Below are 12,827 nucleotides of genomic sequence, written 5' to 3' on the forward strand. Positions count from 1 at the left end.
TAACCAACAATAATCACCCTACGAGGACGCACTTATGTGGAAGCGCTTACTTTTAGTCACAGCAGTTTCGGCAGCCATGTCGTCTATGGCAATGGCAGCCCCTTTAACCGTAGGATTTTCGCAAGTTGGCTCTGAATCCGGCTGGCGCGCCGCAGAAACCAACGTTGCGAAAAGCGAGGCTGAAAAGCGTGGTATTACGCTGAAAATCGCTGACGGCCAGCAAAAGCAGGAAAACCAGATTAAAGCAGTTCGCTCATTTGTTGCGCAGGGCGTTGACGCCATCTTTATTGCGCCGGTCGTGGCAACGGGTTGGGAACCGGTTTTAAAAGAAGCTAAAGATGCCGACATTCCGGTCTTTTTGCTCGATCGTTCCATCGATGTAAAAGACAAATCTCTCTATATGACCACGGTCACCGCCGACAACGTGCTGGAAGGTAAATTGATCGGCGACTGGTTGATTAAACAAGTGAACGGCAAGCCGTGTAACGTCGTTGAGCTGCAAGGGACCGTCGGGGCCAGCGTGGCCATCGATCGTAAAAAAGGGTTTGCTGAAGCCATCGCCAACGCGCCAAACATTAAGATTATCCGCTCACAGTCCGGCGACTTCACCCGCAGTAAAGGGAAAGAAGTGATGGAGAGCTTTATCAAAGCGGAAAACAATGGCAAGAACATCTGCATGGTTTACGCCCATAACGATGACATGGTGATCGGGGCAATCCAGGCGATTAAAGAAGCAGGCCTGAAACCCGGCAAAGATATTCTGACCGGTTCCATCGACGGCGTTCCGGATATCTACAAAGCAATGATTGACGGTGAAGCCAACGCCAGCGTCGAGCTGACGCCGAATATGGCAGGTCCGGCATTCGACGCGCTGGAGAAATTCAAAAAAGACGGCACGATGCCTGAGAAGCTGACCATTACCAAGTCGATCCTCTATCTGCCGGATACGGCGAAAGAAGAGTTAGAGAAGAAGAAAAACATGGGCTACTAGTTTTGCTGCCGGTCTTCCGTAGGCCTGATGGCGTTGCGCTTATCAGGCCGACGAAAAGGCCGTGATTTCGTACCGGAGGAATGCCATGACCACCGACCCCCATCAGGAAATCCTCCGCACCGAAGGATTAAGCAAATTCTTTCCCGGCGTCAAAGCGCTGGATAACGTGGATTTCAGCTTGCGTCGCGGTGAGATTATGGCGCTGCTGGGAGAAAACGGAGCCGGTAAATCGACGCTGATCAAAGCGCTGACCGGCGTTTACCATGCAGATCGCGGCACGATCTGGCTCGAAGGCCAGCCTATCTCCCCCAAAAATACCGCCCATGCCCAGCAGTTGGGGATCGGTACCGTGTATCAGGAAGTGAATCTGCTGCCCAATATGTCGGTAGCGGATAACTTGTTTATTGGCCGTGAACCGCGGCGTTTTGGTCTGCTGCTGCGCAAGCAGATGGAAAAACGCGCGACGGAGTTGATGGCGTCATACGGTTTTTCCCTCGACGTGCGCGAGCCGCTGAACCGCTTTTCCGTGGCGATGCAGCAGATCGTCGCCATCTGTCGGGCGATCGATCTCTCCGCGAAAGTGCTGATCCTCGATGAGCCCACCGCCAGTCTTGATACCCAGGAGGTAGAAATGCTGTTCGGCCTGATGCGGCATCTGCGCGATCGGGGCGTCAGTCTGATCTTCGTTACCCACTTCCTCGATCAGGTCTATCAGGTCAGCGATCGCATCACCGTCCTGCGTAACGGCGGCTTCGTTGGCTGCCGTGAAACCCGCGAACTGCCACAGATCGAACTGGTCAAAATGATGCTGGGTCGCGAACTGGATACCCATGCGCTACAGCGTGCGGGCCGTACGTTGCTGAGTGATAAACCAGTGGCGGCCTTTAGCGACTTTGGCAAGAAAGGCACCATCGCGCCGTTTGATCTTCAGGTGCGTCCTGGTGAGATCGTCGGTCTCGCTGGACTGCTGGGATCCGGGCGAACGGAAACGGCGGAGGTGATCTTCGGTATTAAACCCGCCGACAGCGGCAGTGCGCTGATCAAAGGCAAAGCGCAGACCTTGCGATCGCCGCATCAGGCTTCGTGTCTGGGGATCGGCTTCTGTCCGGAGGATCGCAAAACGGATGGCATTATCGCCGCCGCCTCGGTGCGTGAAAACATCATTCTGGCATTACAGGCGCAGCGTGGCTGGCTGCGGCCTATTCCGCGGAAAGAACAAAATGAGATTGCCGAGCGTTTTATCCGCCAGCTCGGAATTCGCACCCCCAACGCTGAACAGCCGATCGAATTCCTCTCCGGCGGCAATCAGCAAAAAGTATTGCTCTCGCGCTGGTTACTGACCAAACCGCAGTTCCTGATCCTCGATGAACCCACGCGTGGGATCGACGTCGGCGCGCATGCCGAGATCATCCGCCTGATCGAAACGCTGTGCGCGGATGGTCTGGCGCTGCTGGTGATTTCATCCGAACTGGAAGAGTTAGTGGGCTATGCCGATCGGGTCATTATTATGCGCGATCGCAAACAGGTGGCCGAGATCCCGCTGGCTGAACTGTCCGTGCCGGCGATCATGAACGCCATTGCGGCCTAAGGAGACTATGGTGATGCCTCAATCTCTCCCTCAATCCACTCCGCCGCAACGGCGATTCCGCTGGCCAAAGGGCATGCCACAACTGGTGGCGCTACTGCTGGTGCTGCTGGTGGATAGCCTGGTCGCGCCGCACTTTTATCAGGTGATTTTGCAAGATGGTCGGCTGTTCGGTAGCCCGATTGATATTCTCAACCGTGCCGCCCCCGTGGCGCTGTTAGCGATTGGCATGACGCTGGTGATTGCCACCGGCGGCATCGACCTTTCCGTAGGCGCCGTCATGGCTATTGCCGGTGCCACCACCGCGGCGATGACGGTGGCCGGGCACAGTTTGCCGGTGGTGCTGCTTGCCGCCTTAGGCTCCGGCATTCTGGCAGGGTTATGGAACGGGATTCTGGTGGCAATCCTCAAAATCCAACCGTTCGTTGCCACGCTAATCCTGATGGTGGCCGGACGCGGAGTGGCGCAGCTTATCACCTCCGGGCAGATCGTCACCTTCAATTCGCCCGAACTGTCGTGGTTTGGCAGCGGCTCGCTCTTACTGTTCCCCACGCCAGTGATCATTGCACTGTTAACGCTGGTGGTGTTCTGGCTACTGACGCGTAAAACGGCGCTGGGGATGTTTATTGAAGCGGTAGGCATCAACATTCGTGCGGCAAAAAACGCCGGGGTGAACACGCGCATTATCGTGATGCTTACCTATGTGCTGAGCGGTCTGTGTGCGGCTATCGCTGGCATTATCGTCACGGCGGATATCCGCGGGGCAGATGCCAATAACGCCGGATTGTGGCTGGAACTGGATGCCATCCTGGCGGTAGTTATCGGCGGTGGCTCGCTGATGGGCGGGCGCTTTAATCTGCTGCTGTCGGTGGTCGGGGCATTGATTATTCAGGGCATGAACACCGGGATTTTACTGTCGGGCTTCCCGCCAGAACTAAATCAAGTGGTCAAAGCCGTGGTGGTGTTGTGTGTGCTGGTCGTGCAATCACAACGCTTTATCAGCCTGATAAAAGGAGTGCGTGGTCATGATAAAACGTAATTTACCGCTGATGATCACCCTCGGCGTGTTTGTGCTAGGTTACCTCTACTGCCTGACACAGTTTCCGGCTTTTGCTTCAACCAGAGTTATCTGCAATATCCTGACCGATAACGCTTTTCTGGGCATCATCGCCGTGGGCATGACCTTCGTGATTCTCTCTGGCGGGATCGACCTGTCCGTTGGCTCGGTGATTGCGTTTACCGGCGTATTTCTGGCGAAGGCCATTGGCTACTGGGGTATATCTCCGCTGTTGGCGTTTCCCCTGATTCTGCTGATGGGCTGCGCGTTTGGCGCGTTTATGGGGTTACTGATTGATGCGCTGAAGATCCCAGCATTCATTATTACCCTGGCGGGAATGTTCTTCCTGCGCGGCGTCAGCTATCTGGTGTCTGAAGAGTCGATCCCAATTAACCATCCGGTTTATGACATGCTCTCAAGCCTGGCATGGAAAATTCCCGGCGGCGGTCGCCTGAGTGCAATGGGATTGCTGATGCTGGCGGTAGTCGTCATTGGCATATTCCTGGCGCACCGTACGCGCTTTGGTAATCAGGTTTACGCGATTGGCGGCAACGCCACCTCTGCCAACCTGATGGGGATCTCAACCCGCAGCACGACCATCCGTATCTATATGCTGTCGACCGGGCTTGCGACGCTTGCTGGCATTGTCTTTTCAATTTACACCCAGGCGGGTTATGCGCTGGCGGGCGTCGGCGTTGAGCTGGATGCGATTGCCTCAGTCGTGATTGGCGGAACCCTGTTGAGCGGCGGGGTCGGTACGGTGTTAGGAACGTTGTTTGGTGTCGCCATTCAGGGGTTGATCCAGACCTACATTAATTTTGACGGCACATTAAGTTCCTGGTGGACGAAGATCGCGATTGGCATTTTATTGTTTATTTTTATTGCCTTACAGCGCGGTCTGACGGTACTTTGGGAAAATCGTCAAAGCTCGCCAGTAACCCGAGTGGGGACGGCGGCAACACCAAAGTAACATCCTGATTTTTCAATAAACATTTAAATACCTAAACTTTTTCCGGTTGTAGTCGATAGGTTCTGTACAGGTCTGTTTTAACCCTACAACCGGAAATATAACGATGCCAAAATCCCTTTCAATTCGATCAAGTTTGTTGGTGTTATTGTCTCTGCTAACGTTCCTTCTGTTGCTGACCGGCGGTATGGGGCTGTATGCCTCTACCCGTATCATTACTTCGTTGATTTACCACGGTATTATGAGCGCCTCGATGTTGGCTGCCCTCGCATTGCTGGCGGTGATTTGGTTCATGCTGCGAAATAAGTTTCTCAAGCCGCTGGATAATATGGTTGAGCAACTGGAACGCCTGGCGACGGGGGATTTGTCGCCGGTTACCTCGCTGTCGGCCAGCGCCGAATTCAACCGTCTGAACGCGGCAATGGATGAAATGCGCCATGCGCTGGGCGACTCGGTACAGCGTGTCCGTGATGCCAGTTTACAAATTGATATTGGTAGCCGTGAGCTGACGGCCGGGAACCAGCATCTGGCGCAACGTACTGAATCGACAGCCACTTCGCTGGAGCAGACCGCCGCCAGTATGGAAGAACTCACGGCGACCGTGAAACAGAATGCGCAAAACGCGGAACAGGCACACCAGTTGGCAAAATCGGTGTCGGATACCGCCGATCGCGGCAGTGAGATGGTGTGCTATGTGATTGAGAAAATGCGCGATATTTCCGGCAGTTCCAGCCGAATCGCCGACATCCTCAGCGTAATCGACGGTATTGCTTTCCAGACTAATATCCTTGCGCTCAATGCTTCTGTTGAAGCGGCACGTGCCGGTGAGCAAGGGCGGGGCTTTGCGGTCGTTGCGGGTGAAGTGCGTAATCTGGCCAGCCGCAGCGCCGAGGCGGCAAAAGAGATCCGCACGTTAATCAGCGATTCACACACCCATGTGGGAGAAGGCAGCGAGCTGGCGCAGCAGGCGGGCGAAACCATGGATGAGATTGCCAATGAAGTGATGCGCATGACCAAACTGATGCGTGAAATTGCCAGCGCGTCGCAGGAACAGAGTCGCGGCATTGAGCAGGTGAATATCGCGGTGATTCAGATGGATGAAACGGCGCAGCAAAATGCGGCGCTGGTACAGCAATCTTCAGCGGCTACCCGCTCGCTGGAAGAGCAGTCACATGCGCTGCTCGAAGCAATGGCGGCGTTTAAAGTACAAACGGCGTAGGGGATAAATTTGCCGGATGATGGCGTTAACACGTCTCATCCGGCAAAGCGTATTACGCGTCCGGGAATTCGCGGATAAAGCGTTCTACATCTTCAACCATATGGTCGTTACCTACGAAGAAGGAGCGACGCTGGTGCAGGCTTTCCGGGGTGATATCCAGAATGCGATCCTTACCATCGCTCGCTTTGCCGCCCGCCTGCTCGGCCAGGAAGGCCATCGGATTGCATTCGTACAGCAGACGCAGCTTCCCTTGCGGGTGGCTGGCTGTGCTTGGGTACAGGTAGATCCCGCCTTTGAGCAGATTACGATGGAAATCCGCAACCAGAGAGCCAATGTAGCGCGAGGTGTACGGGCGCTGAGTTGACTTATCTTCTTCCTGGCAGAATTTAATGTACTTCTTCACGCCGTTCGGGAATTTAATGTAGTTGCCTTCGTTAATGGAGTACGTGCTGCCTTTCGCCGGGAAGCGCATACGTTCCTGGCTGAGGCAGAATACGCCCAGAGAAGGATCGTAGGTGAAGGCGTGTACGCCACAGCCGGTGGTATACACCAGCATGGTGGAAGAACCATAAACAACGTAGCCCGCAGCAACCTGCTTGTTGCCTGGTTGCAGGAAATCCTCTTCCGTGACCGGCGTGCCGACTGGGGTTACGCGGCGATAAATAGAGAAAATCGTACCGACAGAGACGTTAACATCGATGTTGGATGAGCCATCCAGAGGATCCATCAGCACAACATATTTTGCGTGTTCACAGCCTTCAAAGACGACGATTTCATCTTCTTCTTCCGAGGCAATGCCCGCCACAATGTCGCGCGCCTTCAGTGCAGCTTTCAGTTTTTCGTTCGCGAACAGATCGAGTTTTTGCTGAACCTCTCCCTGCACGTTCTCAGCACCGCTGGCACCCAGGATATCGACCAGACCGGCCTTGTTGATATCGCGGTGGATGATCTTGGCGCCCAGCTTTATTGCCGACAACAAAGCAGTGAGTTCACCGGTAGCATGAGAAAACTCGTGCTGCTTTTCGACAATAAATTCACCTAACGTTTTCATAACACTTTCCCTGCAATTTATGTGGAGTAAAGCGACCGCAACAATATTAACAAATATTTCCATTGTCGCGCTTAGGTGAATCGCGCCAGCAAACTACGGAATATCCTGAAATGCGTTTCTCACTTGCCGGACATGTGCGTAAAATGGCCCCCAGATTAAAAAAGGATAGTGACGTATGCGCATTCATATTTTGGGAATTTGTGGCACTTTCATGGGCGGTCTGGCGATGCTGGCGCGCTCACTCGGTCATGAAGTAACCGGTTCGGACGCCAATGTGTATCCGCCGATGAGTACCTTACTTGAGAAGCAAGGCATTGATCTGATTCAGGGTTACGATGCCAGCCAGCTCGATCCGCTGCCGGACCTGGTGATCATTGGCAATGCCATGACCCGGGGTAATCCGTGTGTGGAAGCGGTGCTGGAAAAGAACATTCCGTACATGTCCGGCCCGCAGTGGCTGCATGACTTTGTGCTGCGCGATCGTTGGGTACTGGCGGTTGCGGGGACGCACGGCAAAACCACCACCGCCGGAATGGCGACCTGGATCCTCGAAGCCTGCGGCTATAAGCCTGGCTTTGTGATCGGCGGCGTACCGGGTAACTTTGAGGTTTCCGCGCGCCTGGGTGAGAGCGACTTCTTCGTGATTGAAGCGGATGAGTACGATTGCGCCTTCTTCGATAAGCGTTCTAAATTCGTACATTACTGCCCGCGTACGCTGATCCTCAACAACCTTGAGTTCGATCACGCGGATATCTTTGACGATCTGAAAGCGATCCAGAAACAGTTCCACCATCTGGTGCGTATCGTGCCGGGCCAGGGACGCATTATCTACCCGGAAAACGACATCAATCTGAAACAGACGATGGCGATGGGCTGCTGGAGTGAACAAGAGCTGGTTGGCGAACAAGGTCACTGGCAGGCGAAAAAGCTGACCACTGATGCATCCGAATGGGAAGTGTGGCTGGACGGTGAAAATGTTGGCGTGGTGAAGTGGGGCCTGGTAGGCGAGCACAACATGCACAACGGTCTGATGGCGATTGCTGCCGCGCGCCATGTTGGCGTCGTGCCTGCGGATGCAGCCAATGCGCTGGGCTCGTTTATCAACGCCCGTCGTCGTCTTGAGCTGCGCGGCGAAGCCAATGGCGTGACGGTGTATGACGATTTCGCCCATCACCCAACGGCCATTCTGGCAACGCTTGCGGCGCTGCGCGGTAAAGTAGGTGGCACGGCGCGCATCATCGCGGTGCTGGAACCACGCTCGAACACCATGAAAATGGGCCTGTGCAAAGATGACCTGGCGCCGTCGTTAGGGCGTGCGGACGAAGTGTTCCTGCTGCAACCCCCGCATATTCCGTGGCAGGTAGCAGAAGTCGCTGAAGCCTGCGTTCAGCCTGCGCACTGGAGCGGCGATGTGGATGCGCTGGCAGATATGGTGGTGAAAACTGCACAGCCTGGCGATCACATCCTGGTGATGAGTAACGGCGGGTTTGGTGGCATCCATCAAAAACTGCTGGATGGCCTGGCGAAGAAAGCCCAGGCAGAAGAAGAGTAAAAAAATGCCCGGTGGCGCTACGCTTACCGGGCCTACGAACCGTTGTGGGCCGGATAAGGTGTTTACACCGTTATCCGGCACTTTCTCAGGAGCACGATCTCCGTTGCCATCCGGCCTTCTGGTTACGCCATACTTCTCAACGGAATGGGAAGCCTCCATATGGAAATTTATAACTCAGATCGCAGAAATTAATTTCTAAATCATAAAATCTATTTCCGCTTTTCCCTTGCTAATATCCCCTCGAGAGCCAATGTGGCGCAAGTGCCACATAATAAAAGGTGCGCTCCATGCGAAAAAATTTAACCAATAATGAACTGCGAGTTTATAAATTCTGTCAGGAGAACCCTGCTGATGTTTATAAAATGAAAATTCATGAACTGGCAGATCGCGTTTATACTACCGCGCCATCTATTTCTAAGTTGGTAAAGAAATTAGGCTTTAATAATTTCCAGGAGTTTAAGGTCAACATTCGGGACGTATTCTCCAGATCGCAAAACTCGCAGCACCATAACGCGTTTGTTAGCGAATATATACAAGAAATGCAGGATGCTTTAACCAGAGTGTCTGAGAATAAAGTCAAAGTCTTTTGTGATTTTTTGTCCGACTGCAATACGATTATCACCTGGGGATACGGTACATCAGATAGCGTGGCGAACTATGTTAGCTATAATTTGATGGTGCTGGGCTTTAATATCCTCAATGAAACCGACTACACCAACTGTAATGTCCGCAGCCGCTTTCTGACCGCTAACGATTGTATGCTGATTGTTTCCAACAGCGGTGAGTCAGAAATGCTGGAAGAGATAATTTTTAATGCCAGAAAAAACGGCATCAAGGTGGCCGCGATTACCAGCCGGGAAAACTCTACGCTGGCGCTTAAGGCCGATGCAGTCTTGATCTACAAAAACGCCATTATTAAAGATACTGCTTTCGAAAATATAAGCTATCCGATACAGATAGCCATCGTAGATATTATGCTTTTCCATTTATCCAATGTCAGAAAAGTGTCGTTGAAATTTAATTCAAAAGTAGAAGACTAATGAAAAAACTAAAACTAGTGGTGATTGGCGCGGGTAGCAGCTATACGCCAGAACTGATTGAAGGGGTAATTAAAAACTACCACCAGCTTCCCATCTCTTACATCGCTTTTGTCGACGTTGAAATGGGTAAAGAGAAAATGAACATCATTTTCGATCTCACCAAAAGAATGCTTGCCAAAGCAAATTTACCAATTGATGTCATCCAAACTTTTGACCGCAAAACAGCGCTGCTGGGTGCCGACTTCGTGGTGACTCAACTGCGCGTCGGTGGTATCGATGCCCGAATCGTTGATGAAAAACTGCCGAAGTCATACGGTTTTATTGGCCAGGAAACCAACGGTGCGGGCGGGATGTTCAAAGCTCTGCGCACCATTCCGGTCATCATTGAAATAGCGAATGAAATGAAGGCGATTTGTCCAAACGCCTGGCTGATTAACTTCACCAATCCAGCTTCCATGGTGACAGAAGCGGTACTCAAATACAGCAACAACAATCGAGTCATCGGCCTGTGCAATGGTCCTGTCAATATGACCCATCAGGTGGCCGGGCTGCTGAATGCCAACGTAGAGGATTTATACGTCGAGTTCAAAGGCTCCAACCATATGAACTTTATTACCAAAATTTTGCATAACGGCGTCGACCGTACCCGCGAAGCCATCGAGATAATCAACGCCGCCGACGTTGATGCACTGAGCTTTAAAAACATCAGCAATGAGCAGTTTAATAAAGAGCTGCTGGCCGCCACCAATCTGATCCCCTCTTCCTATTTAAAATACTACCTCAAGACGACTGAAATGCTGGCCGAGCAGGAAGCAGCCGAGCAATCACGGGGTGAGATCGTCAAAAATATCGAAGCCGAACTGTTTAAAAAATACAGCGACGTTACGCTTCAGGATAAGCCTAAAGAGCTGGAAGCCCGCGGCGGTGCGCTTTATTCCACCGCCGCGCTGAACGTTATTCGCGCTATTTACCTCGACGATAAGAGCATTCAAACCGTCAACGTTCGTAACGGCGGTGCTATCACTAATTTACCGGAAGAGGCGGTAGTTGAAGTGAACTGTGTGCTTACCCGTAATGGCCCGATTCCGATATGTACTGGCGAGATCCCATCTCCTGCGAAAGGGATTGTTTCCATGATGAAAGACTATGAATCGCAGATCGTTAAAGCCGCCGCCACCGGCGATTATCAAGCGCTTATTTCAGCCTTTATTTTCAACCCATTATGCTCAAGCGATACTTCGGGTGTGGCGTTAGTCAAAGAGATGCTGCTGGCCAATAAAAAGTATCTTCCTTTATTCGCCAAAAAGATTGAATCACTTTAATAGCGAGAAGAAACGGATGAAATGTACAACGTTTGATACCAATGCCGCGCTGGCTGAACAGGTCGTTAGTGAGCTATCCGCGCTCAAACCACATTCTCGCGTGCTGATCCCCTCCGGTAGCACGCCTCACTGGATTTACGAAGCACTGGCAGCGACACCGTTTGCCGAACGCCTTACCTTCTTTGCGCTGGATGAGTGGGTCAACGTGCCCAGCGAATCAGATGGCAGTTGTCTGAACATGATTAATCAGGACTTTGTGCACAAATGTGCCTATCCGGTGCGGTTAGTCCATTTCAATCCGTTTGCCTCTACGGCACAAAATATTGCCCATTACCAAACCGCGCTCAACGGTGAAGAGTTTGACTATGTAATTCTGGGCGTGGGAATGAACGGGCATATCGGCTTAAACGAGCCGGGCGTGCCGTTTGATGAGGATTATCTACAAACTCAACTGGATGACGTAACAATTAACGTCGCCAGCCATAAATACTTCTCCGGAGATGTCACCCTCACCGAGGGTATTACCGTCGGGATGAATAAAATCATCAAGGCTGGAAAGGTGATTGTTATCATCAACCACGATGCGAAAAAAGATATTTATCAGGAGATTGTTAACGGCGATGCGCACCACACTCAGGTTCCTGCCATCTATATCAAGCAGTTCCCGCAGGTTAATTATTACGTGACAAAAAACCTTATAGGGTAAGCGGGCATGAGCATAACCTCTCTACTCGAACAAAAGATGTTGCCACTGGCCGAGAAAATCTCGTCAAACATCTACCTGACCGCACTAAAAAATGCGTTTATTGCCCTGATTCCCTTTTTGATTGTCGGTTCATTTTTCGTATTGTTAACCAACTTTCCTGTTAACGGCTATCACGAGTTTATGAGTTCGCTGTTAGGGGACGGCGTGCTGGATAAGCTCAATTACGGGATTAACGCCAGCTACGGATTAATGACGCTGCTGGTGATTATCACCTTCTCAAAGGAGTTAGTTGAAAAGCTTAATCTCAGCCAAAGTTCCGCTATTTTACCGGTGGCGATCTTCTTCTTAATGTCGCCTGGTCATATTACGACAGGATCGGGAGAAATCGTCGCCGATGCTTACGCGCTGCTCGACTTTAGCTCTGAATCGATGTTCTTAGGGATTATCGTTACTGTGGTCACCATCAAGGTGGTTCAGTTTCTGGAAAACAGGGCTTTCACCATCAAGATGCCTGCGAGTGTCCCGCCAGAGATTGCCAGGTCGTTTAAATCGCTGGTACCTATCTTCTTAGTGCTACTGTTCTGGATTATCGTCAAGGTACTGTTTGAGAACACGCCTTTTGGTACGCCGGGGAAATTTATCAGCGTCATGCTGCAACAGCCGTTGCTGTATCTGGGGAATTCCCTCTTATCGCAACTGATTGCTGAGATGATGATCAGTTTCTTCTGGTTCTTTGGGATCCATGGCGACTCTATCATGACATCCGTAATGGGGCCTATCTGGCAAACGCTCAGTGCGCAGAACCTGGCGCAAACTCAGGCCGGGCTGGTAGCGACCAACATCATTACTCAGCAGTTCAGGGATGTCTATTTGATTGCCGGCGGTACGGGTTTTACCGGGGCACTGTTGATTAGCATCTTTATGGTTGCCAAAAGTACGCGATTAAAGCAGCTCTCACGGCTGGCGGCACCGGCGGCAATTTTTAACATTAATGAGCCGGTTATTTTTGGTTTGCCAATCGTGCTTAATCCGCTGATGCTTATCCCGTTTATCATTACCCCAATGGTGCTGTGTACGGTTACTTATGTGGTTATCGCATTCGGCTGGGTTCCCCCCACCTCTGGTATCTCCATTCCATGGACAACGCCGATCTTTATTTCTGGTTTCCTCACCACCGGGATTTCAGGCATTGTTTTACAGGCCGTGAATCTGGTTATCGCCACCGCGATTTATACACCGTTCGTGAAGATTTTAGATAAGCAGTATCTGCATGAAGAGAGCCAGTCAGAGAACGCTATGGGCGAAATGCAGCCCCAGCAGTAAGAGCACAGAATCCA

Annotated in this window: 11 protein-coding genes; 10 read left to right on the forward strand and 1 reads right to left on the reverse strand. The window is 51.9% G+C overall.

The features are described 5' to 3' along the window. Positions 1-34: 34 nt before the first annotated feature. The 5 genes from ytfQ to N0B36_RS10055 all read left to right on the forward strand — a co-directional run bounded on the left by ytfQ (position 35) and on the right by N0B36_RS10055 (position 5,819). The gene (ytfQ, locus tag N0B36_RS10035) at positions 35-991 is read left to right on the forward strand and encodes a galactofuranose ABC transporter substrate-binding protein YtfQ (protein WP_016151454.1); all 957 of its coding nucleotides are present in this window, start codon (positions 35-37) and stop codon (positions 989-991) included. Between the two features lie 85 nt (positions 992-1,076). Further along, entirely contained in the window at positions 1,077-2,579 is a 1,503-nt protein-coding gene (gene ytfR, locus N0B36_RS10040; RefSeq protein WP_046275826.1) for a galactofuranose ABC transporter, ATP-binding protein YtfR, read from the forward strand. A gap of 13 nt (positions 2,580-2,592) precedes the next feature. Beyond that, the gene (gene ytfT, locus N0B36_RS10045) at positions 2,593-3,615 is read left to right on the forward strand and encodes a galactofuranose ABC transporter, ATP-binding protein YtfT (RefSeq protein WP_016155534.1); all 1,023 of its coding nucleotides are present in this window, start codon (positions 2,593-2,595) and stop codon (positions 3,613-3,615) included. Beyond that, the gene (gene yjfF / locus N0B36_RS10050) at positions 3,602-4,603 is read left to right on the forward strand and encodes a galactofuranose ABC transporter, permease protein YjfF (RefSeq protein WP_016151457.1); all 1,002 of its coding nucleotides are present in this window, start codon (positions 3,602-3,604) and stop codon (positions 4,601-4,603) included. Before ytfT ends, yjfF begins: the two co-directional genes overlap by 14 nt. Before the next feature lie 103 nt (positions 4,604-4,706). Further along, positions 4,707-5,819, forward strand: coding sequence for a methyl-accepting chemotaxis protein (locus tag N0B36_RS10055; RefSeq protein ID WP_080762979.1), 1,113 nt, complete (start codon positions 4,707-4,709; stop codon positions 5,817-5,819). A 52-nt stretch (positions 5,820-5,871) separates the two neighbouring features. Here N0B36_RS10055 and fbp read toward each other — a convergent pair whose 3' ends face one another. Then, positions 5,872-6,870: a class 1 fructose-bisphosphatase gene (gene fbp, locus N0B36_RS10060; RefSeq protein ID WP_016151459.1), complete on the reverse strand. Its 999-nt coding sequence runs from the start codon at positions 6,868-6,870 to the stop codon at positions 5,872-5,874. Positions 6,871-7,045: 175 nt separating this feature from the next. Between fbp and mpl the strand changes: the two genes are divergently transcribed. From mpl to N0B36_RS10085, 5 genes are all read left to right on the forward strand, one after another. Next, entirely contained in the window at positions 7,046-8,422 is a 1,377-nt protein-coding gene (mpl, locus tag N0B36_RS10065) for a UDP-N-acetylmuramate:L-alanyl-gamma-D-glutamyl-meso-diaminopimelate ligase (RefSeq protein WP_259687650.1), read from the forward strand. Positions 8,423-8,709: 287 nt separating this feature from the next. Beyond that, positions 8,710-9,462, forward strand: coding sequence for a MurR/RpiR family transcriptional regulator (locus N0B36_RS10070; RefSeq protein WP_016151461.1), 753 nt, complete (start codon positions 8,710-8,712; stop codon positions 9,460-9,462). Beyond that, positions 9,462-10,784 (forward strand): 6-phospho-beta-glucosidase, encoded by a 1,323-nt coding sequence (locus N0B36_RS10075; RefSeq protein ID WP_259687651.1) that lies wholly within the window; start codon positions 9,462-9,464, stop codon positions 10,782-10,784. The genes N0B36_RS10070 and N0B36_RS10075 overlap by 1 nt, the downstream gene beginning before the upstream one ends. A gap of 16 nt (positions 10,785-10,800) precedes the next feature. Next, positions 10,801-11,490 carry a 6-phosphogluconolactonase gene (locus N0B36_RS10080; RefSeq protein WP_049283029.1) on the forward strand — a complete coding sequence of 230 codons (690 nt, stop codon included), beginning with the start codon at positions 10,801-10,803 and terminating at the stop codon, positions 11,488-11,490. A 6-nt stretch (positions 11,491-11,496) separates the two neighbouring features. Continuing rightward, positions 11,497-12,813: a PTS sugar transporter subunit IIC gene (locus N0B36_RS10085; protein ID WP_049283028.1), complete on the forward strand. Its 1,317-nt coding sequence runs from the start codon at positions 11,497-11,499 to the stop codon at positions 12,811-12,813. Positions 12,814-12,827 lie beyond the last annotated feature (14 nt).

The organism is Citrobacter sp. XY323 (genome assembly GCF_025106035.1).
Lineage (GTDB): Bacteria > Pseudomonadota > Gammaproteobacteria > Enterobacterales > Enterobacteriaceae > Citrobacter > Citrobacter braakii.